Source organism: Lancefieldella sp. (genome assembly GCF_057237245.1).
On sequence record NZ_DBHHJM010000003.1, the window covers coordinates 145,915 to 170,536 of the forward strand.

Sequence of the window (24,622 nt, forward strand, 5' to 3'; positions counted from 1 at the left end):
TCCGGGGGCGTGGCGGAATTGGCAGACGCAGGGGACTTAAAATCCCTCGACTTCGGTCTTGCGGGTTCGAGTCCCGCCGCCCCTACCACTTTTGTTGCAGAATAAATAGCGTTTTAGCTGCGGTTTTTCAGAAAATATTTAAGTATTAGGCGTTTTTGAGCGTGAAGAGCGCATAGCTCTTGACCTGGTAAAACTTAGCTCATCAGTTGACTCATGGGACAAAATGGGACAACATTCAGTTCAATTATTTATTTTTTCGGCACTAATAAATTGCTTTCCGCGATTAATTGCCAAAAGAAAACCCCGCTTGTAGCGGGGTTAGTAGTTGCTAATTGGTTCTTACCTTATGTAATTAAAGGCAACCATTTTCTGGATAACGTCTGAATTCAACATCTTTGAATTCAGCCTTTAGTTCTTCAGGAGCTGAATCTTTTACGCCATTATCGTCAAAATAGTGTTCCCTAACATACTCTGGACCATATTTATCAAATAATGACTTAAGAAACGGTCTATCAGGTAATTGAGTCATTATCCAATCTCCAGCTAAACTAGTGTTTTTAGGATTCTTCTTATTATAGATTCAATCTAATGTGGTCAAAAGGTAAGCTTTTATTTTTCTAACAATGGAGTAAGTTCTTTTTCGGCTTTTTCAGTAGGACCATTCCAAGTGAAATAATCAGGACAGGACTTGTAAAGTTTTCTACGGCGAATTATCGCAATTTGTTCATCGTTTGGGAGACCCATCAAAATGGCTATATTTTTCTTAGCATCAAGAGTCTTACCATACTTCTTAAGCAGTTTTATATGCTCACGTGCATAAGAGTTGCTACCCCTCATTAAAGAATCTAAAGAGATATCAAGCGAGTCGCAGAGCATTTCGTAATCGATTACCACAAGAAACCTCTTTTACTGTAGTAATAGTGATTTGTTATCGATCCAAGTAAGTGTCCTCATCTAAGTAATTATATTCTGCAAGAGAGATCAGCAAAAGTTATTTCCATACCTATTCTGTTCTCTTTCAGAAACTTGTATACTACTTGTCTTGTACCTAACGTATGTATGACTAATTTCTAACTCACTTCGGAGGACCTATGTCATTTGAGACAGGAGTTTTTCCGGTTTTAGTTTCTGAAGATGCGGCTACTGAGTCATTTTCTCCCCAGGTCAGAGGAGGACTCAATTCGTCGTCCGCCACACCTCTTCATGTTCAGTTGTCAGATTTGATGCGCGTCAAAATTCTGTCAGAAGACTGGAAGGCGGGAACGTACATTCCGTCTGAGGCCGAATTTATGGCGCAGTACGGCGTGAGTAGAGGAACCATCAGAAAAGCTATTCAATCCCTGGTCAAAGAGGGTTTGCTGCTCACTCAAAAGGGTCGAGCAACACAGGTTATCTCTAACACCGTTCGTCATGCGGCGGGAAATACCGTACTTTCATTTGCAGCCGCGCTCAGAGATGGTGGCTTTGAGTATCGAACCGAAGTCCTGTTCAAGCAGGTAGTTCCTGCAGATCAAGCCGTTGCCGAGCATCTGGAGATTCCCATTGGCTCTGACGTACTCTTTTTGCGTCGTGTTAGGAGTGTTTCTGATCGGCCTGTAGTGTGCCAGGAGTCATGGTCTAACCTGCTTGTTTGTCCACAGCTTGAAGAAGCGGACTTTGAGAATGAGTCGCTCTTTGATGCTGTTGAAAGAACTTCTCAAAAAGAGATTGCACGCTCTCGTATGCGCTATCAGTCGCAAATTGCAGGCAAAGACCATGCCGATTACCTTCAGTGTTCTCCAAATGAGGCTTTGCTTGTACTTGAGCAGGTAATTGAGCTATCCGACGGCAACTGCATTGAGTGGAGCCAGACTTGGCTTGCCCCGCATCAGAGTGTTGTTGGCGTATCTGAGCAGGTAGATGGCTCTATTGGTCCTCTGGACATCTCTTCTGTTCGTCAGTCAGAGCACGTGGGTACATCGCTGACTTCTGCAGAAATAGACTCTGATCAGCGCAAACAGCTTGAACTTGATTTGCGTCATGAGGCGCTTGCAGTGCGTCGAGGCATTATCGAGTTGGCACATCGTTACAGCTCAACGCCATTTCACATCGGCGGCGCGTGTTCTGTGGCAGATATAGTCTCTGTGCTTTTAAGTAAGGTTATGCAGGTAGGCCACAGGGATTGCGAGTGGGAACTCAGAGACCGCTTGATTCTCTCTAAGGCTCACACATCGCTGGCGCTGTTTCCGGCTCTTCTACGTGCAGGAATGATCTCTCAAGAGGATATTGACCGCGGAGTCTTTGGACCTGATGCCGTCCTTTTTAAGCATCCACTGCGAGACCCTCAGCGTGGCTTTGAAATCTCTGGTGGCAGCCTTGGAATGGGCTTGGGCTACGCCGCTGGCCTGGGGCTGAGTCTTCGCCGAAAAGATCTTCCTTCTCGCGTTTTTTGTATTTTGGGCGACGGCGAGTGCGACGAGGGCTCCATTTGGGAGAGCGCCGCGTTTATCGGCCACAACCAGCTCTCCAACGTGACGGTCATTGTTGACCAGAACCGCATGCAGCTGGATGGCCCTTGCGCGTCCATTTTGGACACCGGGTCAATTGCAAGAAAGTTTGATGCGTTTGGCTTTGAGTCCGTCGAGGTAGATGGCCATGATGTGCTCGCGTTGTACGACGCACTAAAGCAGCAAACTTCCAGGCCTCGTGCGATTATTGCACACACCATCAAAGGCAAGGGACTTTCATTTGCCGAGAATAACGTCTCGTTCCACGACGCGTGCGTGACGGACGGCCTCTATGAGCAGGCATTGTCTGATCTGAAAGTCGCAGAGGAGGCATGCTCATGCTAGATACATCTTTGCAGTCAGCGTGCATTTCGGCTGAAGAGTCGCAGATGCTTGCAGGTATGAATACAAAAGAGGTATTTGGTTGGGTAATGGGTAAGCTTGCTGAAGATGACGAGTTGTTAGCCGTTGCTGTTTCCGACTATGGTCGTCGTTTGAACTTGGACCGGTTCCGTGAGCTTAGACCAGACGGCTACATCCAGTGTGGAATTGCAGAGCAGAACCTTATTGAAGTGGCGTCTGCCTGCGCAAATGAAGGCTTTCACGTTTTTGCACCGTGCTATGCCACGTTTGTGACCTCACGAACGCTCGACCAGATTCGCGTCAACCTTGGCATGATGAAGTCGCCCGTGGTGCTGGTAGGTGTTGCCGCTGGTTGCGAATCCGCAGCTACAGGACCCTCTCACATGGCTGTGGAAGATATTGCGGTTACCAGGACCATCCCGGGACTATCCGTGTTCAATCCGGTTGATAACGCCCAGCTTGCCGCAACGCTTATGGAGCTTGCAAAGCATCCACGACCAGCTTACGTGCGTATGACCTCGTGCGATGGCGTCAATCTACATCTAGATGGTTACGTTTTTGATGCGTCTGGTGTCGAGAAACTCTTTGAGTCGGCTTGCGCGGCGGACACGGCAAGCGTAGACGGCGTGGCGGTCGCCGAAGCTGCAGCTACTGAAGTCACAGCCGTCGGAACCGTATCCGCTCCTCTTCCGAAGCGCATAACCGTACTTGCAACGGGCGCAATAACCAGTCGAGTCGTTGAGGCAGCTCAGCGAGCTGCAGAGCAGGTGATTGCAGATGGGATCGCCAACCAGACGAACATCGAGGTCTATGGCGTATCGAGCATAAAGCCACTTGACGCCTCTCTGACGAAAATCTGTCAGAACTCTGACGTGATTATTACTGTCGAGGAGCACAGTGTTTTGGGTGGGTTTGGCAGTGCAGTTGTCGAGCAGCTCAGTGCATCAGGTGCATGTCCGCAGGTAATTCGTGTAGGCATGCCCGATAGGTACCTGGAGGCGGACGTTCACCACAACATTCTTGCGCGTGCTGGACTGTCGGTTGAGAGTCTGCAAGAGGTCCTTCTCGCCAACTGTTAAATAGAGGTCCAATAAAACAAAAACCCAAGGGAGCATGTGCTGCCTTGGGATTTGCGTTCTATGGTGCCCCCAACGGGAATCGAACCCGTATTGCCGCCTTGAAAGGGCGATGTCCTAACCGTTAGACGATGGGGACGCGAAGAAAAAGTATAGCAAAGATGCTGCCGATTTCTAGGGCTAAACGGTACGATTTTGGGCTTTCATCTATTCTTCGTTTTCCCACCAGTCTAGTCCGGCCTTAAACGCGTAGTCGCGAGCGCTCTGAGTTACGCCGGGCACCGACTCAGCCCACGAAATAAATTCCGGCACGTCGGCGATAATCGCCTCAGCCTCGTGAACTGCGATAACATTTTCGGCAAACGTGTCAGGCGTAAAGTTGATTCTGCACGGAATGTAGAGATCAACAAAAGATGGTCTGAGCAGCGCATATGCCGCTCCCTCGCCTAGGTTGAAAAAGCCTTTGAGCGCGCGCTTTGCCGCGGGCATGCGATTCAACTTGAAGAACAGCAGCGTAAACGCCAGACGCATCCAGGCATTTGACTGATACCCGCAACTCTCGTCAAGCTTGTGGAGCCCTTCCTCATCTTCCATGCGAGCAAGAACATATGCCAAGGTAAAACGTGCACCCAGCAAATCTGTTGGCGAGAAGAACAAGAGATCTTCACAGGCTTTTTTGGAGAGCTTGAAGCAAGCGCAATCGGTTGCAACCTGGGCAACCTGTGCGTAGAGGCGCAAAAGTGGTCGAGCTTCAGCGCAGGTCCAAGCGTCGCCTTGATTTTGCTTTGCTTGCTCTAGTTTTGGCCTAAAGATAGGGTCAAATTCTTTTTGCAGGTCTAGCAGGTCGTTGAGGATTGCTGCAGGATGATTGTTGGAGATCTGCGCAAGAATTCGCTGAGCTTCAAGGTTAATGCTTGTGTTAGCAAGAGCTGGGTTTTCAATAATATTTGTCATTTGATTATGCAAGAAGTTAAGCAGATCCATCCGACTTGCGAAGAAGTCAGCATCGGAATCAATTTCTTTAGTAATTCCAGCCTGATACTTGCAAATGGCATTGACGTATTGAGCAAAAGCCTTTTCTTCTTCGTCAGAAATAAAGTCTTCAGGCGAAGCTTCTACCGCAAGCTTCAACTCATAGAGAGCAGCCTCAGATACGATGTTCTTTTCTTGCGCATGCTTGGTTACCAGGCGGTCTACCTGCTCACTGACCATATCGTTAGCGGAATGCTTAATCACTCTGCATCACCACCCGAGTATGGATTATTTGGCCCGTCGATATGCGGTCCGCTTGGTCGCGGGCCAGCGGGACCTCCAGGGAAGCCGGGGCCGACCGGGCCGTCGGGGCTAGCGGGGCCAGAACCGATCGGGCCGTCGGGGAAGTCGGATCCACCAGGGAACGAATCAGCAGAAGCAAACAGGGCATTTGCCTGCATCTGCAGCTCTTTTTCTGCAAGTTCAACGGTCTTTGGGTCTCTCGCCCTAATTTGATCTGCAAGCCAACGACCAAGAACACCGCGTCCTATTAGGTCATTTCCTTCTTGCAGCAGCACCGTTGCCTCTGCAATGGCAATGATGAGTTCGTCCTCAGAATAGGGGAGCACGTTGAGGCGCGAGAACTCTCCCTCGGGCAAATCCTTCTGCACAAAACAGCAAAGCGTTGCCTCGGGATAGCGGTCAATCAGCAGGTCAAGGTAGTGTTCTGCCTCAACCAGCTCACGCTTTTTGAAGTGAATAGCCAGGCGAGCCAGCAAAATCCACGGGTCATCTGCCCCACGAGGCGGATCCAACTTGCGGTACTTGTCCATGAGGTTGTCGAGGGCGTCCTCGTCCTCGAGTTTTGCGTATGCGAGTGCAAGCGTAAAACGAGCATCGGCCGCATCTGCAGCGTCAAGCTCCAGGAGTTTCTCGCCATATGCGATGGCATCTTTGTTTCGGCCGCAGATTAGCGCGCGAGAAGAAAGCGTTGCCAACCAGCGCTTATAGGGGTTGATTGCCAGCCTCTGGGCAAGTTCTGCCTGCTCAGCGGGGAGTCCCTGCGAGGACTCTTGCGCCTTCTGGTAGCACGCGGCCTCAACCTGGGGGAGCTTCTCCACAAGGAATTGGTAGTAGGAGTCAAAAAGCCTGCTATTTGAGGCGTGGAGCATTCGCTGGGCATCAAAACAGTTGGGGTTCAGCTGAATTGCTTTGTTGAGGAGACGCTTTCCCTGGTCGATAAGGGCCTGCGCCTGAGATTCCTCGACAAACGGCAGGCGATAATCAACAATCTCGGCCGCTTGTGCAACCAAATTGAACGCGCGGTCTTCGTCGGTTTGAGGGAGGGAATTGCGGTCGTTGGAGAATCGCCAGTTGAAGTCCTTCATCAGCGTAGCAATGCTGTCCTCGTCGCCGACTTGTGTGCGAGCAAAGCGGAGGATAAGCCGCTGGTAGTCTTCTTTTACCGGGTCAAACGCCACAGGATTCCTTTCTCTCTTAGGTAATGATATCGCAGGTTATTGAGGTGTGCGGCGCAACTCCGCGAGCGTCGTAAGAAGATTGCGAACGGCAGACGGAAACGTTTGGAGTGGACGGGTTTCTCGCTAGAAGGGCGTCAAATTCTTGTCAGATACGTGCATAAATTTTGAACGATATTGCATAAAATGGCACATTCATTTTGGTACAGCTGTCCAAAATGAGCTAATATAGAAATGTTGAGAAGAAGTAATTGCGAAGAATGGCTTCGCTAGCCGCTAAGGGAAGCGGCACATAGTTAAGGAGAGGTTTTATGGGACGTTTTACTAATCCACGCGATCTGTATTTTGGCGAGGGTGCTCGTCACGAGGTTAAGAACCTCAAGGGTAAGAGGGCAGTCATCGTTTCCGGCGGTAGCTCTATGCGCCGCGGCGGCTTCCTTGATGACATCGAGAATGACCTCAAGTCCGCAGGTTTTGAGGTTGCTCACATTGAGGGCGTCGAGTCCGATCCTTCCGTCGAGACCGTTATGAGCGGCGCTGCTAAGATGAGCGAGTTCCAGCCAGACTGGATCATTGCTATCGGCGGCGGCTCCCCAATCGACGCAGCTAAGGCTATGTGGATCAAGTATGAGTATCCTGAGACCACGTTTGAGGACATGTGCAAGGTCTTTGGTCTTCCTGAGCTCCGCACCAAGGCTCACTTCTGCGCAATTTCTTCTACTTCCGGTACCGCAACTGAGGTAACCGCATTCTCCATCATTACCGATTACCAGAAGGGCGTTAAGTACCCAATCGCTGACTTCCAGATCACTCCTGACGTCGCAATTGTTGACCCTGAGCTCACTTACGGCATGCCTGTTAAGCTTGTTGCTCACACTGGTATGGACGCACTGACCCACGCTATCGAGGCATACGTTTCTACCGTTGCTTCTATGTACACCGACGGCGACGCTCTCCACGCAATCCGCGAGATTGTCGAGTGGCTGCCAAAGTCCTACGCAGGCGACAAAGAGGGACGTCAGCACATGCATGACGCACAGTGCCTTGCTGGTATCGCATTCTCCTCTGGCCTTCTGGGCATCGTTCACTCCATGGCTCACAAGACCGGCGCTGCATTCTCCGGCGGACACATCATCCACGGTTGCGCAAATGCTATGTACCTGGGCAAAGTCATCCAGTTCAACGCTCGCGACGAGCGCGCAAAGACTCGCTATGCATTCATTGCTAAGGAGATCCTGCACCTCGAGGGCAACACTGAGGACGAGCTGGTAGAGGCACTTGTTCAGAAGATTCGCGACATCAACGACGCTCTTAACATCCCACAGGGCATCAAGAACTACGGCGAGGGTGGAACCAAGTCCGAGACCTCCATCATCGACGAGAAGGAGTTCTTCGAGAAGGCTCCAGAGGTTGCTCGCCTTGCTATCGAGGACGCTTGCACCCTTTCCAACCCACGCAAGCCTACCCAGGAGGAGATGGAGCAGCTGCTTAAGTGCGTCTACTTCGACCTTCCTGTCGAGTTCTAAGATCTAGCTTAGACACTTAGCTTCGCTAAAAGCCTGGTAGCGTTCCGCTACCAGGCTTTTTTGTGCGCCCGGCGCGAGCGTAGGCGCTGCAACGTGCTGGTAACATGTGCAGACGTGCGCGGGCAGTCACGGCGACGTGCTGTTAACGTGTGCAGGCGTGCGCGGATGGACATTTCGGTGTCAAAAGTTCCTCGAGTCACCTCCAAGTGGTAAAAAATCCGTTTAGTTGGAGATTTCATTTTTCTGCATACAACGTTTGCCCAGATAAAAGTTTTTGACGCGGTAAAAAATCGTCTTAGTTGGAGATAAAACAGCTAATTTTCAATTTTCATTTCCAACTAAACGGGTTTTTTACCTTTTTCGGCACATAATTTTGAGCTCAAAAATTACGTATTCATGGAAATGAATTTAATTGCAGAATTATTCAGAATTTTGAAACCAAGCCAGAGAAGTTACATGATGAACTCCCGCAGGGTGCCAAACGACAAATCTTGCACAGATTTCCTGTGTGATTTCAAATCGGTCAGATTACTTGCGCCATTTCCGGGTATGGAATTCATACTTTTTCGCGAAGGAGTGCTATGGATTACTGTCTTTCGTACTTTTCAGCGTTTAATTTATTAATGAGTTCCTCTAGGCCATTTGATTCGTCGTCGGCAGCAAATGCTATGGTCAGAGCGCCACTTGTTCCCGAGTCTACACCTGGAGCGGCCATGGAACGAGAGCTTGCCGTCTACTATGGACACCTGCCGGAAATACAAGGTGTACGCATTCACCAGGAGTCTAATGGTAAGGTTGACCTGCTAATTCGTGATGTGAATTCTGCGTCTACAAGAGCAAATGTTGCACTTCACATCTGTAATTCAAAAGTTTTGCCATCAATGCTTCTGCCCATAGACGCTGGGCAAAAAGGATTTATTACATCTCCAGAATTCACTTATTTGCAGATTGCGTCAAAACTCGATTTCATCGGAACAATTCTTGCAGGTAGCGCGCTATGCTCTGATTATTTTTTGAACCAAAATGGTCACGGTGGAGTTTCGCAACGCCAAAATGGCCCTCTGACAAATCGGGCTGCAATTGCAAAGTTTCTTGCCACACAAGGAAGAAAGCGTGGCATCATTCCAGCTAAACGAGCGCTTCAACACATCGTAGAGAAAGCCCGGTCGCCCCGAGAAGCTTCGCTTGCGTTGCTAATGTGCCTCCCGTATAACCTCGGTGGCTTTAATCTAGGAACCGTTGAGCTCAACAAGCCTATTGAGCTGGAAAACCGATATGGCGAGAAAATCACTCGAATTCCTGACTTAACCATTCAGCTCAAGGATAAAAGACGGAAGCAGGCGACGGTGCTGCTAGATTATGATCCTGCGGTAACGCATTCTGGCAATCAAAAAATCACGCGAGACCTGGATAGGGAAAACGAGCTGGTAACAGGCGTTCAGTGTCCGCATTTTTCGGTATCTGGCGAGATGCTTAAAAGCTTTGAAAGCGTTCAGGGCTTGGTCCGCCAGATTCGCGAGTCTACCGGAATAACAGCACGTGACACGACTATGTCAGATCTCGAAGAACGACAGCGGGAGCTCTGGGCACGGGTATTCAAATCCAGGTAGCAAAACCAGCTGCCACGTCTTTTCTGCGCAGCTTGCCGTACAATAGAGAAGCATAAACCGCTCATAATCGCACAGCCAGAAGGAGAAAATCGTGGAAGTTAACGGCCTTATCGACCATACAAATTTGAAGCAGAACGCAACCGCTGAAGACATCAAGAAACTTTGCGCCGAGGCAAAGCAGTACAAGTTTGCAACTGTCGCCATCAATTCTTGCTGGGTTTCTCTGGCTCATGCCGAGCTCGAGGACTCAGGAGTTGGTATCACTTCCTGCATCGGTTTCCCTCTGGGCGCCGCTTCAACTGCAGCTAAGGTCGCCGAGGCCAAGCAGAGCGTCGCCGACGGCACAACCGAGATTGATATGGTCATCAACGGTGGCCACCTGGTCGCGGGTGACGACGACTACGTTATCGCTGATATCAAGGCTGTCGTTGAGGCCGCTGGCACCGTGCCCGTTAAGGTAATCCTGGAGTGTTGCCTGCTTGATGACGAGCAGATCGTTCGTGCTTGCAAGGATTGCATGGCTGCTGGGGCTGCGTTCGTCAAGACAAGCACTGGCTTCAGCACCGGTGGCGCAACTGTTCACGACGTTGCCCTGATGAAGCAGACTGTCGGTGACACTTGCAAGGTTAAGGCTGCTGGCGGTATCCACAATAAGGCTGACGCTGAGGCAATGGTTGCGGCTGGCGCAGATCGCTTGGGCTGCTCCAGCGGAATCGCTATCGTCACCGAGTAGCTCGCTGAGCTGGAGTTTAACGGACCGACACTTCACTGATAAGTAAATGAAAACGACCTCGTAGCATGTGCTGCGGGGTCGTTCTTTGTTGTGGAATAGTGGGGTGGCGAGAAACCCGTCGGAGCGGCAAGTCGCATCGCGCACCCGCCGTGGCAGCTCTAGCTGACGACAACCTCGCCAAAGCCCAGGTTGCGGGCTTGCAGCTCAATCGCCTGCATACGCCCATCGCTTGGAGAAGGGGAGTTCTCCATCGGACCACGGACGCCAAAGCGCCTGAACTTCATGAGGCGAATTCGCGTCTGCCCGACCTTCTCGCCAAGTGTTGAAGCAATGCCGTCAACTGCGGCTTCGGCGTCGTTCCAGCCTTCGGTCACGATGACGCGAACCTCTTCCAGCTTGTTTTGCTCGGCCAAAAACGCAAGGTTTTTGCGGACCGTAACGCCATTTTCGCCGGTCAGGTACTCAAACCACTGATCATCCCAAGCCTTGACGTCAAGCATGACGCCGCTTGAGAGGGCCAGCAGATCGCGGTACTCGGAGAAGTCGATGGTTCCGTTTGAGTCGATGAGGCAGCTCAGACCAGCTGCGTTGCAGTAGGTGAAGAGTTCGAAGAGGAAGTCGGGACGGAGCATGCATTCGCCGCCTGAGGTGGTGATTCCGCGGATGAATGGCATGTTAGAAATGCAGCGATCGGCCACCTCGCGTGCGCTGAGCAGCTCAATCTTTGGTGTGGATTTATGCTGACACACCTTGATGCAGTTGTCGCAGTTGATGCAAATGGAGTTGTCCCACACAACCTTGCCGTCAGCCACGGATAGGGCGTGAGCTGGGCATGGTTTGACGCACGCCTGGCAGGAGATGCACTCTACCTGGGTCTCGGGGTTGTGGCAGTAGGCACAGCGAATGTTGCAGCCTTGGAGGAAGACGGCGGTTCGGCTTCCTGGGCCATCTACCAGCGAGAAGGGAATGATCTTATTGACAGGAGCAACACACCCGGTAGGATGTGCTGCTCCTGAATTGGTTGCCGCGTCGCTTGCGGTCGCGGGACGCGATGCTTCGGCGCGTGTTACTCCCAAAGTTGTTTCTGTTGCAGTACAGGTCACGATTACGCAGCTCTTCTCGCTAGTCGCTCATGCGAACCTTGCGCTCGCCAAGGTGGTTGGCGGTGAAGTTGCCCAGGCCGTCGTGAGCGGTGTCCTGAAGAACAACGTCGCCGGACTGGAACTTCTTCATCTCAGAGCGCTTAGCCAGGAAGCCGGTGATGCGGACCAGGTCACCCTCGGAGCTGTAGAACGAGAGGTACTTGTCGTCGATGGAGAATGCGGCCTTGACCACGTCAACGACAGCGTCTGGATTGCGCTCAGCAGTTGGCTCAGCTGGGAAAATGTCGGAGACACCACTGTTGAAGAAGCGGTGCATGCGAGCGCTGTGGCGAATGTGGTCGTAGAGATTTGCAGGCTCGTCGCCAACCTTGATGCGGACACCTGGGGTAACACCCTGCTGGTCAGAGAAGCCAGCCTGTGCGTGCAGGGTGAAGCGGCCGCCAAAGACCTCGGAGTAGACGGCGTCAAAGCTGTTGACCTGGTCGGCAATCTTGACCATGATCTTGTCGGCTAGCTCGTTAGCCTCGTCATCCTTGCCGTAAGTGCGGCTGCTATCAAGATGCAGCAGCTCAGCAACGCACTCGCTCATGCCGGCAACGCCAAACATGCCGCAGAAGCGCTCGCGAGAAATGAGACCTTCCTGAGCCAGGAAGCTGGTCTCAAAGAAGTTGGAATCCTCAACCATAAAGCGGACGCGCTCGTTCATGAAGTTCAGGACCTCGCCAGTTGCGGTTGGCAGCAGGTTGTTCATGAAGTCGTCAACGTTGGTTGCAAGTTTTGCAAGGCCAGGGAGAAGTACGCGGCTCAAAGTGTAAGCGCCGCCGCCCATAGGAAGGACGTTATAGCAGCTTACAACGGTGTACTCGCCAGGGTAGGTCTCTTTGTGGATGCGGTGGTTAGCAAAAGCAGGGTTGGAGCAGACCATGGTGGTCTTGACTGCCAGGCGCATGAATTCGTCGGACGTGACCTCTGGATCGTACTTGAGAGTGAAGTTTGGAACGGCGTTCATGAGCTCGCGGTCAACCTCAAGCAGCAGTCTACCTGCGCGAGTGTCCTCTGGACCAATGTTTGCATGGCAGTAACCACTTGCAACGGTGCGGTCGATGTGGTTCAGGAAGCGGCGCAGACGAGGCTTAATCTCTGCGTCAGTCATGCCCTCCAGGAATGGGTCAATGATCTTGTCCAGCTGACCAACGTAGACAGGGCGGCTGGTGACAGAAGGAACGTTGTCGTAGAGAGCGGCAAGGCCCCAGAGCAGGTCATCAAGGGTCTCTGGCTTGTCAAAGCGCAAAAACTCGGAACCGTTCTGAGCAAATACCTGGTAGTCAGGGCAGATGTAGCGAGGACGGTAAGGAGCGTTGCCCTCACACATGTCGTCAAGCGCGTGAGCTGCAAAAAGACGATCAAACTCAGTAGTTGTCTTAATAGGGTGCTCGGAGTTCTCGGCAGCCTGAGCCAGGTGCAGAACCTTCTGCTTGTACGAGAGGTTGTCGGAAGTGATGATGTCCATGAACTTGCTCATTAGTGCTCCTTACGTTAGTCGTGCGGTAACGGTTGTGTGTTTCGACGTTTACGTCGGTCGTTCCAAGTTATGGTGCACCGCGTTGCGCGGCGCGCTGCCTGGGGCGAGAAGAACGGTCTTGCCCAAGCGTTGTGCCAGGTACAGAGGTTAGTCCAGAAGGTGGGATTCTCCCTCGTGTTTCATTGCGTCGTCGAGGCGCTGGAACTGTCTCTCGGTAATGACAATCTTGCCGTGCTGAACAGAAACCATGCCCCTTTCCTTAAGCTCGTCGATGCCGCGGGCAACAGTTTTTGTGCTGGTACCAATCTTGTCTGCTAGCTCTTGCCTGGTCAGACGCACCGTAAACGGCCACTCAACAACGCCGCGGTGAATCTGATCGCGCGTCAGCTCGCTAAGCATGTACATCAGGCGCTTGGTTCCGCTCCAGGTCAGCAGGCTGCGCTCGTAGCCGGACTGACGTGTCAGATTCTTGATAATCCAGCGTGAGCGGGTGAGAAGTGCTTCAGGGTCCGAACGAATCCACTGCAGGTAGTCCTCGCGTGGAACCGAAATAAACTCGCAGCCGGAAGTTGCGGTGAGCGATCCCAGGTAAAACGGGCTCTCGCTGATAACTTCCATCTCACCAAAAGCAACAGGGGCGCGATACTCGTCAATAACATACGTGCTACCTGCGGAATTATGCGACGTAGTGCGCACGGTACCGCGGCACAGAATGTACACGTTATCAACGCGGTCCAGCATGTGGACAAGGGTCTGTCCGGAATTAAGACGAATCTGCCTACAATGAGAAAGACGATTAGCGGGAACGCGAGAAGCCCATTTGATGATCTTCTTGCGAACGTCGGAGTCAAGACTGTCAAGGTAGGTTAGAACGTTCACACGAGACCTCGCTGTTCTTGCTTCGTATGTCCTCATTACAGGACAGTTTTGGCTTAAGTTTGAGTAATTGTACCTGCTCCCTGAAATAAAAATAAGGACTTTTGTCCACTTTTTGAGACAATTTTCTTGAACGGTATCGGGCTGCGATTGGGCTGCGATTGGGTTGCGGTCAACCAGCGGTCAACCTGGGGTCAACCCACGGTCAAGCTGCTGCAAGACAGAAAAGCCCCCACGTCAAATGAACTGCCTCCCATTTCTTGGACACCAGAAATAGGAGTCAGTTCAAAACACACCTAAGTCGGATAATCTGTTAAAAAGACGTATACATGACGCAGAAATTACCTTAATCATGCAGATTATCGTCATTAGATGTGTAATATGCCCGCAATTGAGCAGAATATCCGACTTAGGTGTGTTCCTTAGGTGCGGAATTTACCTATAGTTAAATCTTTTATATCAAGCTATTCATTTTCTAGCATATTAGGTTAAGTTTATGCATAGAGATGCATATCGGGTAGTGCGACCACCTAGCTGCCTGGCTATCTTGATTAAGAACATGTCGATTCTTCGGCAGAACCTACCAAAGCTGCGCTATTTTGTGCGCCAGGCCTAAAAGCCGACGCTAACACGCTGCAGAATCATAATCACCCGCATATGAACTGCCTCCCATTTCTTATGTCCAAGAAATGGGAGGCAGTTCAAAACGACGCGGAGGCCAAAGGAACTGCGATGCTTACGCAGCGCTAACGTGCACTTACTTGCGGTTGCAAACCTCTGCAGCAACCTTTGCACCAAGAGCAACGTTGTTGAAGACCAGCTGAATGTTTGACTCAAGGGAGTTGTTACCAGTGATCTCAGCAACCTTTGCAAGCAGGAATGGTGTGGACTCTTTGCCGTGGATGCCGTTTGCCTCTGCCTCTGCAAGGGCCTTCTCGATAGCTGCGTCGATGGTGTCCTTATCCATTGCGTACTGCTCAGGAATTGGGTTGGTAACCAGAAGGCCGCTGTTCATGCCAATCTGCTGCTGGGTAGTAAAGATCTCTGCCAGCTCAGCAGGGGAGTCAACGCGGTAGTCAACGCTAAAGCCGCTCTTGCGGGTGTAGAACGCAGGAAGCTCCTCGGTCTGGTAACCAAGTACTGGAACGCCCTTGGTCTCCAGGTACTCAAGGGTAAGGCCAAGGTCAAGAATGGACTTTGCACCAGCGCAAATGACCATAACAGGAGTCTGTGCAAGCTCCTCGAGGTCAGCGGAGATGTCCATGGTGATCTCAGCGCCACGGTGAACGCCGCCGATGCCGCCTGTTGCAAAGACGTCGATGCCTGCCATGTGAGCAATCATCATGGTAGTAGTGACGGTAGTTGCGCCGTCCTTCTTCTCAGCGATGATAACAGGGAGGTCACGGCGGCTTACCTTAGCAACCTCGCGGCCCTTTTTGCCCAGGTAGTCAATCTCGTCAGCGGAAAGACCAGCACGCATCTGGCCGTTAATAATTGCGATAGTTGCAGGAATTGCACCGTTGTCGCGGATAATCTGCTCAACCTTCAGAGCGGTCTCAACGTTCTGTGGGTAAGGCATACCGTGAGAAATGATGGTGGACTCCAGAGCTACAACAGGCTTGTTCTGCTCAAGAGCCTCTTTGACCTCGTCAGATACAACGAGAAAATCCTTCAGGTTAGACATATATACTCCAATCGTAAACGACTAATGGAACCGAAAGTAGTGCCGTGCAGATGCGCTGTGCCGTGCAGACGCGCTGTGCCGTGCAGACGCGCTGTGCCGTGCAGACGCGCTGTGCCGTAAGACGCGCTAAATACCTGCGCGCTTGATAACCTCTTCAACGTTGAGCTCACCGTTGATGGTGTCCTCACCCTCAATGGCCATGCTGGAAGCAGCCATGCCTACCAGGCCAGTCTGCTCAAGCGTCATGCCCTGAGTGTACGCCCAGGTAATACCCGCCATCATGGCATCTCCTGCGCCTGTCATGTTGACTAGCTTTGCAGGAAGCAGTGGTAAGCGGACGGTCTTCTCGTGATCAGCACAAAGAAGGCCCTTCTCGCCAAGGGAGATAAACACGCGCTTGAGGCCTGTTGCAAGCAGCTCGTGAGCTGCGGCTTCAAGGGAGGTATCGTCAGTGATCTTGATGCCCGAGAGCATCTCGGCTTCAAGGCGATTTGGCTTGAGCGTGTGAATCTTGCCCAGAACCTTCTTGAGCTTCTGTGCCTTGATGGAAGAAACGGGATCGCAGAAGATGGGGCAGGTCACGTTCTTGGCAATGAACTCGATGGTCTGCTGAGGCAGGTTGGTATCAATCACGCAAGCTGCGGCGTGCTGGATAACATCCAGGCGCTCCTCGATGCGCTCGGGGGTGACATACTCGTAAATCTGCATGTCATTGATGGCTTCCTGCATCTCACCGTGCTCGTCCATGATAAAGAGGTAGGTAGAAGTGGAAGCGCCCGGCACGGTAATGGAAGCATCGATGTCAATACCGCAGTCCAGGCAGCCCTCTTTGAGCTCGCGCGCACGATAGTCCTCGCCAAAAGCGGTGAGCAGACGAACGTCACTGTCGAGAAGAGCTAGGTTGTGTGCAACATTTCTGCCAACGCCACCAAAGGACATGGTGACCTTGCCGGGATTTGAATCTCCTGCCACAAGGGAAGTATCTGGACGGCCAGCAATATCCATGTTGGCAGCACCAATCACAATAAAGTAGGGACGCTCGCTCAAAATGTAGCGGCGGCCCAAAATTGCGCCCTTTGCGGTAAGGTTGGAGATGTGAACCGAAACAGAAGAACGCGAGATACCTGCACGCTCTGCAATTTCCTTCTGAGTAATGGAAGGCTGCTCTTTAATCCAGTTGAAAATCATCTGTTCTCGATTGGTGAGCATCAGTCCTCCTAGCAGCAAAAATAGAATCCGACTAAACAGGTGCTTATATAAAACTTCTAAACAGGTGCTTATCTTATTTAAGCTAGTGCTTAAATCTTGCTTTGGACAACGATAAGACAGCAGCTAGAGTCTGTAAAGAATGAATTCATTAAATTTTTCCCTGGTGAGCTCAAAGATTTTCTCGCCACGCTTGTTTTACCTGCCCGATTTTTCTAAGCATTTGCTGCGTACCGTTTACAGAATTTTAGTATCTGCAAACGGTTGTATCGTGAAAATCTCTCTAAATTGGGCGTCGGCGTTATGCAACTGTAATAATATATTTAATGAATAGTAATGACTCGTCCACATAAGTTAGTTCGCGTGCGTATCGTGCGCAGATGCTTGTTTCGGGCGTTTTAGGAGGTAGTATGCCTAAACGTGTTTTTGTAGTTGTTCTTGATAGTTTTGGCATCGGCGAAGAGCCTGATGCAGCGGCATACGGAGACGAGGGTAGTAATACCCTTTGTGCCTGCGCAACAAGTGGCGTTCTTAATATCCCAAATATGACAAAGCTGGGCCTTCTTAATATTGATGGCGCGCTTGATACTGTGTACGACGTTGATCTGAAGCCAATTGAGTCTCCTGTGGGCGCATATGCTCGTATGCAGGAGAAATCCGCTGGTAAAGACACTACGGTTGGTCACTGGGAGATGGCAGGCGTCATTTCTCCAAAGAAGTTCCCAACCTATCCTGATGGTTTCCCACAGGAGGTCATTGAGGAGTTTGAGCAGAAGACGGGTCGCAAGGTTCTCTGCAACAAGCCTTACTCCGGAACCGATGTTATTAGAGACTTTGGTAAAGAGCACGTAGAGACTGGTGCTCTGATTGTCTACACCTCGGCAGATTCTGTTTTCCAGATTGCTGCACATGAGGACGTGGTAAGTCCCGAGAAACTCTATGAATATTGCCGCATTGCGCGCGAGATTCTGCAGGGTGAGCACGGTGTTGCTCGCGTTATTGCTCGTCCTTTTGAGGGAGAGTGGCCATATCAGCGTACTTCTCGCCGTCATGACTTCTCGCTTGAGCCAACGGGTCCAACCATGCTTGATCGCCTTAAAGAGAACGGCTTTGATGTTCTTTCTATTGGCAAGATTTATGACATCTTTGCTCATCGCGGCATGACTGAGTTTGAGTTCACCACCTGCAACGCAGACGGAATTCAGAAAACTATTGAGGCTACCAGCAAAGACTTTAACGGTCTGTGCTTCACCAACCTTGTTGATACAGACATGATTTACGGTCACCGCAACGATCCTGTGGGATACTCCAACGCTCTTTCTTACTTTGACGAGCGCATTCCTCAGATTATTGAGGGTCTTCGTGAGGATGACCTGTTCATTATTACCGCAGATCATGGCTGCGATCCTGTAACACCATCTACTGATCACTCTCGTGAGTACGTGCCACTGCTTATCACAGGTCCAAAGGTCAAGCCAAACACCAACCTTGGTACAACCACCACATTTTCCGACATGGCCGAGACAATCCTTGATTATTTTGGCGTTGAGCAACTTGGTGTTGGAACTTCTCACCTGTCAGAGATTCTTAAGGAGAACTAATGGCTACTACCCCAACTCCCCATAACGCTGCTGTTGAGGGCCAGATTGCTAAGACCGTCCTCATGCCAGGCGATCCTCTGCGCGCTAAGCTTCTTGCAGACACGTATCTGGAGAACGTTGAGCAGTTCAACACCGTTCGCAACATGTTTGGTTATACCGGCACCTACAAGGGACAGCCAGTCTCCGTTATGGGTTCTGGTATGGGTATGCCTTCCATTGGTATTTATTCTTACGAGCTCTTTAATTTCTACGGAGTTGACAACATTCTCCGCATTGGTAGCGCTGGCGGCCTTGCTCCTGAGGTAAAGCTTAGAGACATTGTTATTGGCATGTCTTCCAGCACTGATTCTAATTATCCATCACAGTACGGAATGCCTGGAACCATTGCACCTACCGCAGACTTTGGCCTGTTGAGCAAGGCTGTTGCTGGTGCAGAGAAACTGGGTTATCCCGTTCGCGTTGGTAATATCCTGGCAAGCGATGTGTTCTATACCGTAGACAACTCGCTTCCAAAATGGGCAAGCATGGATGTTCTTGCCGTTGAGATGGAGTCGGCAGCCCTGTATCTCAACGCCATGCACGCTCATAAGCATGCGCTTACGCTGCTAACTATCTCTGACCTGCCTCTTACAGGAGAAGCACTTACTGCTGAAGAGCGTCAGACTAGTTTCACACAGATGATGGAGGTTGCTCTTTCTGTTGTTGCTTAAAGCGTTTGTTGCGCAAAGCATCACAGGTCAGCAGCTTGTCATTACTGTTTGTTTTGGAACCATGCGGATTTTCCGCTTAAGTTAGGGAAGTTTGGTCAACTTCTCATAAAGATCCAGCATAAAAGCTGGACGTTCCCGCCACATGAGGTAAGGAGAGCACGGAATGAACAAGAACGTTTCTCGTCGTAGTTTTGTGACCGGCGCAACCGGCGCTGGCGCATTTGCAGCACTCGCAGGTCTTGCAGGCTGCAACAACCCCAAGAAGGACGACGGCGGCCAGAAGGCATCAGGTGAGAAGAAAAAGAAGCTCACCATGGTTACCGACACTGGTGGTGTTAACGACCAGTCCTTTAACCAGTCCGCTTGGGAGGGCATGACCGAGCTTAAGGACAAGAACGGCTGGGATGTCAGCTACCTTGAGTCCAAGCAGGATTCCGATTACGCAACCAACCTTGATAAGGCTGTTGACGCAGAGTCCGATCTTGTTTGGGGCGTTGGCTTTGCTATGGCAGACGCAACCCTTAAGGCTGCTAAGGACAATCCAAACACCCAGTTTGCCATCATTGACAACGGCAACGAGTCTCAGGTTTCCAACTTCACCGGCGTTATGTTCCGTGCTCAGGAGCCTTCCTTTGTTGTTGGCTACATTGCTGCTCGCACCACAAAGACTGGCAAGGTTGGCTTTGTTGGCGGCATTTCTTCCGCACTTATCGACCAGTTTGAGTATGGTTACCGCGGCGGCGTTGCTTATGCAAACAAGGAAAAGGGCACCAACGTTGAGGTTTCTGCACAGTACGCAGAGTCCTTCTCCGATGCTGCAAAGGGTAAGGCTATTGCTAACTCCATGTACTCCGATGGTTGCGACGTTGTCTTCCACGCTGCAGGCGGCGTAGGAACCGGCGTTATTGAGGCAGCTAAGGACGCAAATAAGCTTGCTATCGGCGTTGATCGTGACCAGGCATATCTTGCTCCAGAGAACGTCCTGACCTCTGCTCTTAAGCGCGTTAACGTTGCTATCGTTGAGATTTCCGAGAAGATCCTGAAGGACGGCCAGAAGGGTGGCACTACTGTTTCCCTGGGCGCTTCCGAGGACGCTGTCGGAATTGCTGAGGATCACCACCTCATGGGTGAGGACACCTACAAGGCAGCTACTGACCTTCTCGACAAGATCAAGGCTGGCTCCGTTGTTCCTCCTGCAAGCAAGGACGACCTGGACAAGTACGTCAAGTCTTTGAGCTAAGCTCTGACTTAGTTTCTAAGCCTTAGGGTTTCTCGCCAGATGGTTTTGCCGTCTGACAGGCCCAAAAGGTTGATGAGTTTGGATTTGCTGGTGAGGGGTGCTCTTTGGCACTCCTCACCTCTAGCAAGTGTGTAAAGGAGGTGGCTCGTGGAAGTCAGTTCGGATTACGCTGTTCAGATGCATGGCATTACCAAAGTTTTTGGATCGTTTAAAGCTCTTGACGCCGTAGACCTTAACGTGCGCAAGCAAACTGTCCACGCCATTTTAGGAGAGAACGGCGCAGGTAAAAGTACGCTCATGAACGTACTGTATGGCCTGTATTCTGCTGATGAGGGCGAGGTTTACCTCAACGGAGAGCGTGTATCCATATCTGGCCCAACCGATGCTATCGCTCACGGTATTGGTATGGTTCACCAGCACTTTATGTTGGTCGAGAACTTTACTGTTACAGAAAATATTGTTTTGGGCAACGAGGTCACCACGGCCGGTGGCGTCCTTGATCCAAAGCGAGCTCGCGAGAAGGTCCTGGAGATTGTTGAGGAATACGGCTTTGACGTAGACCCTGACGCCAAGATTGAAGACATTTCTGTTGGTATGCAGCAGCGTGTTGAGATTTTGAAGGCCCTGTATCGCGGTGCTGATACGCTGATTCTTGATGAGCCTACGGCAGTACTTACGCCACAGGAGATTGAGAAGCTTATTCAGATCATGCATGACCTGGTAAGCAAAGGTAAAACCATTATTGTTATTACTCACAAGCTTAAAGAGATTATGTCTTCTGCTGACGAGTGCACTATTATTCGTCGCGGTAAGTACATGAGCACCGTTGATGTCTCCAAGACATCCGAGACTGAGCTTGCAACACTTATGGTAGGTAGAAACGTTAACCTGCATGTAGAAAAGAAGCCAGCAACTCCTGGTGAGGTTGTTCTTTCTATTAAGGACCTCCACGTCAAGGACGAGCGTGGCATTGAGCAGGTAAACGGTTTTAATTTGGATATTCGTGCCGGCGAGATTGTTGGTCTTGCAGGTATTGACGGCAACGGCCAGAAAGAACTTGCCGATGCCATAGACGCACTGGTCAAACCTGAGTCGGGCACCATTACCGTTAAAGGTGAAGAGATTCAGGGCACAACCCCTAAAACGGTCATTGACCATGCAGTTGCAACTATTCCTTCAGACCGCCATCGTTGGGGTCTGGTTCTGCCCTTTACCGTTGCCGAGAACATGGTGCTTGAGCGCCACAACGAGGAGACCTTTGGTAAGGGCATTGCGCTTGACCTGGCAAAGATCAAAGAATTCTCTCAGAAGCTTATTGACGAGTTTGATATTCGTCCGGCAGAGTGCGCAGAGCATCAGGCAGTGGGACTTTCCGGCGGTAACCAGCAGAAAGTTATTATCGCCCGTGAGGTTTCTTCCAACCCAGACGTCCTCATTGCCATCCAGCCAACCCGCGGCCTTGACGTTGGTGCTATTGAGTTTGTTCACAAGGCACTTATTCGCGAGAGGGACCGTGGAGCAGCAATTTTGCTGATTTCCTTTGAGCTGGACGAGATTATGGACGTTGCCGATAAGATGGCAATTATTTACGCCGGCAAGAATGTTGGCGAGTTTGACCAAGGTACTATCACTGAAGAGCAGGCTGGCCTGCTGATGGCAGGAGGTGACGCCGAGTGAGTACGCTTACAAAGATAATGAGAAAACCAATTACGTCAGCAATTGTTGCTATTTTTGTTGGCCTGTTGGTTGCTTCTATTATTTTGGTTGTTGCAGGATATGACCCTATCAGCTCGTTTGAGGCTCTTATTGGCGGCATGGTAGGTAAGCCAAAATACATTTCTAACGTCATTATTAAGGCAACACCTTTGCTCTTTACGGGTATTGCTGTTGCTTTTGCATTCCGCGTTGGCCTCTTTAACATTGGCGCTGAGGGTCAGTACATTGTAGGTACTATCCTGGCCGTTATTGTTGGCTACAGCCTTGACCTTCCTCCTGTACTGCAGATTCCTGTAGTTGTTTTGGTAGGCACCGCAGGCGGAGCAGGTATTGGCGCCATCATTGGATGGCTTAAAGCCCAGTTTGGCATCAACGAGGTTATTACCAGCATTATGTTTAACTGGATCAGCCTCTACCTCTGCAACTTTGTGGTTTCTCTTCCACAGTTCCACCAGCCAAATTCAACTTCTTCATACTCCATTAACGAGTCTGGCTATACCACACTGTTCTATGGCATGAAGAATTCCGAGGACGGTGCTGAGGCAATTCGCAATATTCCTGTTATTGGCGACGCTATTATGCGTACCGATGTAAACATTGGTATTTTTGTTGCTATTATCGCAGCTATCTTTATTGGCTGGCTGCTTATGCGCACCAAGGTTGGTTATGAGATGCGCGCTGTTGGTTTTAACCGCGATGCTGCACAGTTTACTGGCATCAACGTTAAGAAGAACCTCACACTTTGCATGGCTATTTCTGGTGCACTCTGCGGACTTGCAGGTGCTCTGACCATTACCGGTATTGCTCCTCACAGTATCGCAACGCTGGCAGCATTTGAGAACAACGGCTTTAACGGTCTGTCCGTTGCGTTTATCGCCAACTGCAATCCTGTGGCATGTATTCCTGCATCCTTCCTGTTTGCTGGTCTTCTTTATGGTGGCCAGACTGTTCAGCAGACGGTTGGTGCACCTTCCGAGATTATCAACATTGTTATTGGTACCATCGTGTTCTTTATGGCTCTGGGTGGCGTTATTCCAATGCTTGCCGACCGTCTTGATCACAAGCGTGCCCAGAAGGCTAAGGAAGAAGAGGCAAAGCTTGCTGCTCAAGTGAGTGATGCGTCCGACCCTTCTCAGGAGGAGGCAAACAATGCTCACTAACCTGATTCTTCTTGTTTCCGTTACCCTCATGTATTCGACACCTCTTATTTTTGGTGCTCTGGGCGGCGTTGTCTCCGAGCGCTCCGGTGTTGTCAACATTGGTATTGAGGGCATGATGGGCGTTGGTGCCTTTGCAGGCGTTGCGGGCAGCTACCTCACCGGAAACCCTTGGATTGGCTTCCTTTGTGCAGGTATTGCAGGCGGTCTTATTGCACTTCTGCACGCGATGGCATCTATTACGTTTAACGCTGACCAGACAGTTTCTGGTGTTGCAATTAACCTGCTGGCACCTGGCATTGCTCTGTTTGCCTGCCGTCTTTTGTTTGATGGCGCTGCAATGTCTCCAGCAGTTAATAAGCTGCCAAAGCTCTTTGGCGAGGGTGCCTTTAACGACACACCTTATTCCAGCTTGAACGTAGACATTACCGTGGTACTTGCACTTTTAACCGCCCTTCTCGTCTGGTTTGTGCTTTACCGTACCAAGTGGGGCCTGCGTATTCGCTCCGTTGGCGAGCATCCACACGCATCCGAGACACTGGGCATTAGCGTTCGTAAGACTCGCTACCTCTGCGTTATTGTTTCTGGTGTTCTTGCAGGATTTGGTGGCGCTTCTGTAACGCTGGCAATTATTTCTCAGTTCACTCAGACCGCTATTTCTGGTCAGGGCTTTATTGCACTGGCTGCGGTTATCTTTGGTAAGTGGAAGCCTCTGAACACCTATGCAGCTTGCCTGCTCTTTGGCTTTACTCAGGCACTTGCAATTCTTCTTGGTGGCGGCGCAACTCCAATTCCAAGCCAGATCATTGCAATGCTTCCTTACTTCATCACCATCATTACGCTGGTCCTCTTTGTTGGTAAGTCCGTTGCGCCTAAGGCAGACGGTGTGCCATACATCAAGGGAAGTCGTGCATAATGGCCGGGGTAGAGGGTTCTTGTCACGTTTCTAACGAGGCTCTTGTTCAGCTTGCTATTGAGGCGCGCAACCATGCCTATGTACCATACTCTCACTATGCTGTTGGAGCTGCACTGTTGTGCTCTGACGGCACGGTGTACGGAGGTGCCAACCTAGAAAACGCTGCGTACACGCCTTCTAACTGCGCCGAGCGTACGGCGTTTTTCCGCGCAGTGTTTGAGGGTCGCAGGGATTTTGTGGCCATTGCGGTTGTTGGTGGTCCTGAGGGAGAGGCTCCAACAGCTTGGTGCACTCCTTGTGGTGTATGCAGGCAGGTTATTCGCGAGTGGTGCGATCCTGCTACATTCCGTATTGTGTTAGGCAAGGCAGATGCAGCTCCTCGCGAGTATCTGCTCCAGGACATCTTGCCTATGGGATTTGGTCCCGAGGATCTGGGCGAGTCCAGTCCTGCTGGCGCATCGGGTGACGACGCCGTGAAGGGCGCCGCGGGCGAGCACGGCGCGGGCGGCCACGAGCACAGCTGTGGCTGCGGGTGCGGCGAGCACGGCGGAGGCAACCAGTAGGCAGCGGCATCAAGCATCCTGCGCTTTCGGGTGCAGAAAACCTGGTAGGTTGCATGAAATTGCGAGCCGGTAGAGTTTCTCGCT

At 51.0% G+C, this 24,622-nt stretch carries 21 protein-coding genes and 2 tRNA genes; 13 read left to right on the forward strand and 10 right to left on the reverse strand.

From position 1 onward, the window contains the following. Window positions 1–3: 3 nt before the first annotated feature. Window positions 4–88, forward strand: a tRNA-Leu gene (locus ACO5GU_RS04060). A 264-nt stretch (window positions 89–352) separates the two neighbouring features. Here ACO5GU_RS04060 and ACO5GU_RS04065 read toward each other — a convergent pair. Together ACO5GU_RS04065 and ACO5GU_RS04070 are read right to left on the reverse strand one after the other, a co-directional pair. Then, window positions 353–529 carry a hypothetical protein gene (locus ACO5GU_RS04065; RefSeq protein ID WP_156095561.1) on the reverse strand — a complete coding sequence of 59 codons (177 nt, stop codon included), beginning with the start codon at window positions 527–529 and terminating at the stop codon, window positions 353–355. 80 nt (window positions 530–609) lie between these two features. Beyond that, entirely contained in the window at window positions 610–894 is a 285-nt protein-coding gene (locus ACO5GU_RS04070; protein WP_035433061.1) for a hypothetical protein, read from the reverse strand. Between the two features lie 197 nt (window positions 895–1,091). Here ACO5GU_RS04070 and ACO5GU_RS04075 point away from each other — a divergent pair, with 197 nt between their 5' ends. Beyond that, window positions 1,092–2,831: a UTRA domain-containing protein gene (locus ACO5GU_RS04075; RefSeq protein ID WP_484930244.1), complete on the forward strand. Its 1,740-nt coding sequence runs from the start codon at window positions 1,092–1,094 to the stop codon at window positions 2,829–2,831. Beyond that, complete coding sequence (locus tag ACO5GU_RS04080) at window positions 2,825–3,928, forward strand: transketolase family protein (RefSeq protein ID WP_484930245.1); 1,104 nt, start codon at window positions 2,825–2,827, stop codon at window positions 3,926–3,928. The genes ACO5GU_RS04075 and ACO5GU_RS04080 overlap by 7 nt, the downstream gene beginning before the upstream one ends. A 61-nt stretch (window positions 3,929–3,989) precedes the next feature. Here the strand turns inward: ACO5GU_RS04080 and ACO5GU_RS04085 are convergent. From ACO5GU_RS04085 to ACO5GU_RS04095, 3 genes are all read right to left on the reverse strand, one after another. Then, window positions 3,990–4,064 (reverse strand) — tRNA-Glu (locus ACO5GU_RS04085). Window positions 4,065–4,132: 68 nt separating this feature from the next. Then, window positions 4,133–5,161 carry a hypothetical protein gene (locus ACO5GU_RS04090; RefSeq protein ID WP_484930246.1) on the reverse strand — a complete coding sequence of 343 codons (1,029 nt, stop codon included), beginning with the start codon at window positions 5,159–5,161 and terminating at the stop codon, window positions 4,133–4,135. Then, window positions 5,158–6,378, reverse strand: coding sequence for a tetratricopeptide repeat protein (locus tag ACO5GU_RS04095; protein WP_484930247.1), 1,221 nt, complete (start codon window positions 6,376–6,378; stop codon window positions 5,158–5,160). The genes ACO5GU_RS04090 and ACO5GU_RS04095 overlap by 4 nt, the downstream gene beginning before the upstream one ends. Window positions 6,379–6,686: 308 nt before the next feature. Here ACO5GU_RS04095 and ACO5GU_RS04100 point away from each other — a divergent pair, with 308 nt between their 5' ends. From ACO5GU_RS04100 to deoC, 3 genes are all read left to right on the forward strand, one after another. Continuing rightward, window positions 6,687–7,901, forward strand: coding sequence for an iron-containing alcohol dehydrogenase (locus ACO5GU_RS04100; protein ID WP_484807851.1), 1,215 nt, complete (start codon window positions 6,687–6,689; stop codon window positions 7,899–7,901). 581 nt (window positions 7,902–8,482) lie between these two features. Beyond that, window positions 8,483–9,511: a hypothetical protein gene (locus tag ACO5GU_RS04105; protein ID WP_484824999.1), complete on the forward strand. Its 1,029-nt coding sequence runs from the start codon at window positions 8,483–8,485 to the stop codon at window positions 9,509–9,511. 91 nt (window positions 9,512–9,602) lie between these two features. After that, window positions 9,603–10,244, forward strand: a complete 642-nt coding sequence (gene deoC / locus ACO5GU_RS04110; RefSeq protein WP_484850297.1) for a deoxyribose-phosphate aldolase — start codon at window positions 9,603–9,605, stop codon at window positions 10,242–10,244. A 158-nt stretch (window positions 10,245–10,402) separates the two neighbouring features. Here the strand turns inward: deoC and ACO5GU_RS04115 are convergent, their stop codons facing one another. The 5 genes from ACO5GU_RS04115 to ACO5GU_RS04135 all read right to left on the reverse strand — a co-directional run bounded on the left by ACO5GU_RS04115 (window position 10,403) and on the right by ACO5GU_RS04135 (window position 16,638). Continuing rightward, window positions 10,403–11,347: a YjjW family glycine radical enzyme activase gene (locus tag ACO5GU_RS04115; RefSeq protein WP_484930248.1), complete on the reverse strand. Its 945-nt coding sequence runs from the start codon at window positions 11,345–11,347 to the stop codon at window positions 10,403–10,405. A gap of 19 nt (window positions 11,348–11,366) precedes the next feature. Continuing rightward, window positions 11,367–12,869 (reverse strand): YjjI family glycine radical enzyme, encoded by a 1,503-nt coding sequence (locus ACO5GU_RS04120; protein WP_484930249.1) that lies wholly within the window; start codon window positions 12,867–12,869, stop codon window positions 11,367–11,369. Between the two features lie 147 nt (window positions 12,870–13,016). Beyond that, window positions 13,017–13,748, reverse strand: coding sequence for a Crp/Fnr family transcriptional regulator (locus ACO5GU_RS04125; protein ID WP_035427769.1), 732 nt, complete (start codon window positions 13,746–13,748; stop codon window positions 13,017–13,019). Between the two features lie 754 nt (window positions 13,749–14,502). Further along, window positions 14,503–15,429, reverse strand: a complete 927-nt coding sequence (locus ACO5GU_RS04130; RefSeq protein WP_484803345.1) for a pseudouridine-5'-phosphate glycosidase — start codon at window positions 15,427–15,429, stop codon at window positions 14,503–14,505. Between the two features lie 126 nt (window positions 15,430–15,555). Further along, window positions 15,556–16,638 (reverse strand): PfkB family carbohydrate kinase, encoded by a 1,083-nt coding sequence (locus ACO5GU_RS04135; protein ID WP_484805166.1) that lies wholly within the window; start codon window positions 16,636–16,638, stop codon window positions 15,556–15,558. Window positions 16,639–17,045: 407 nt separating this feature from the next. Between ACO5GU_RS04135 and ACO5GU_RS04140 the strand changes: the two genes are divergently transcribed. From ACO5GU_RS04140 to ACO5GU_RS04170, 7 genes are all read left to right on the forward strand, one after another. Further along, window positions 17,046–18,236 (forward strand): phosphopentomutase, encoded by a 1,191-nt coding sequence (locus ACO5GU_RS04140; protein ID WP_484930250.1) that lies wholly within the window; start codon window positions 17,046–17,048, stop codon window positions 18,234–18,236. Continuing rightward, on the forward strand, window positions 18,236–18,946 hold the full coding sequence (deoD, locus tag ACO5GU_RS04145; RefSeq protein ID WP_484844629.1) for a purine-nucleoside phosphorylase: 711 nt from the start codon (window positions 18,236–18,238) through the stop codon (window positions 18,944–18,946). The genes ACO5GU_RS04140 and deoD overlap by 1 nt, the downstream gene beginning before the upstream one ends. A 163-nt stretch (window positions 18,947–19,109) precedes the next feature. Continuing rightward, a complete protein-coding gene (locus ACO5GU_RS04150) occupies window positions 19,110–20,186 on the forward strand; it encodes a BMP family lipoprotein (protein WP_314007901.1) in 1,077 nt (358 codons plus the stop codon). A 147-nt stretch (window positions 20,187–20,333) separates the two neighbouring features. Beyond that, the gene (locus tag ACO5GU_RS04155) at window positions 20,334–21,863 is read left to right on the forward strand and encodes an ABC transporter ATP-binding protein (protein ID WP_484930251.1); all 1,530 of its coding nucleotides are present in this window, start codon (window positions 20,334–20,336) and stop codon (window positions 21,861–21,863) included. Then, the gene (locus tag ACO5GU_RS04160) at window positions 21,860–23,062 is read left to right on the forward strand and encodes an ABC transporter permease (protein ID WP_035435432.1); all 1,203 of its coding nucleotides are present in this window, start codon (window positions 21,860–21,862) and stop codon (window positions 23,060–23,062) included. The genes ACO5GU_RS04155 and ACO5GU_RS04160 overlap by 4 nt, the downstream gene beginning before the upstream one ends. Continuing rightward, window positions 23,052–23,975: an ABC transporter permease gene (locus tag ACO5GU_RS04165; protein WP_035428522.1), complete on the forward strand. Its 924-nt coding sequence runs from the start codon at window positions 23,052–23,054 to the stop codon at window positions 23,973–23,975. Before ACO5GU_RS04160 ends, ACO5GU_RS04165 begins: the two co-directional genes overlap by 11 nt. Beyond that, window positions 23,975–24,538, forward strand: coding sequence for a cytidine deaminase (locus ACO5GU_RS04170; RefSeq protein WP_313995035.1), 564 nt, complete (start codon window positions 23,975–23,977; stop codon window positions 24,536–24,538). Before ACO5GU_RS04165 ends, ACO5GU_RS04170 begins: the two co-directional genes overlap by 1 nt. Window positions 24,539–24,622: the final 84 nt, after the last annotated feature.